The organism is Hyphomonas beringensis, assembly GCF_000682755.1.
Taxonomy (GTDB): Bacteria; Pseudomonadota; Alphaproteobacteria; order Caulobacterales; family Hyphomonadaceae; genus Hyphomonas; species Hyphomonas beringensis.
The window spans coordinates 1-322 of the sequence record NZ_AWFF01000117.1 but is presented as its reverse complement, the minus strand read 5'-3'; the positions used below and the strand labels follow the sequence as shown (position 1 = coordinate 322).

At 57.1% G+C, this 322-nt stretch carries 1 protein-coding gene; it reads left to right on the top strand.

The genetic code is table 11. The features are described from left to right. The coding region (locus tag HY29_RS18095; protein ID WP_034799893.1) for a recombinase family protein at window positions 1–322 on the top strand (322 nt) is incomplete at both ends.

Below are 322 nucleotides of genomic sequence, written 5' to 3'. Positions count from 1 at the left end.
GATCAGGCCTTCAACTCGCTCGATGCGCAGCAAGAGGCCTGTGAGAGTTATATCTCCAGTCAGCGGCATGAGGGGTGGAAGTTGATCCCGGCAGACTATGATGATGGCGGCTTGTCGGGTGGAAACCTGGAGCGTCCGGCGCTTCAGCGACTTCTGGAGGACATCGCGGATGGCAAGGTGTATCTGGTCGTTGTTTACAAGATCGACCGGCTCACCCGGTCACTGGCGGACTTTGCCAGACTGGTAGAACAGTTTGATGCCGCAGACTGCTCGTTCGTCTCTGTTACCCAATCCTTCAACACGTCGACCAGCATGGGACGGC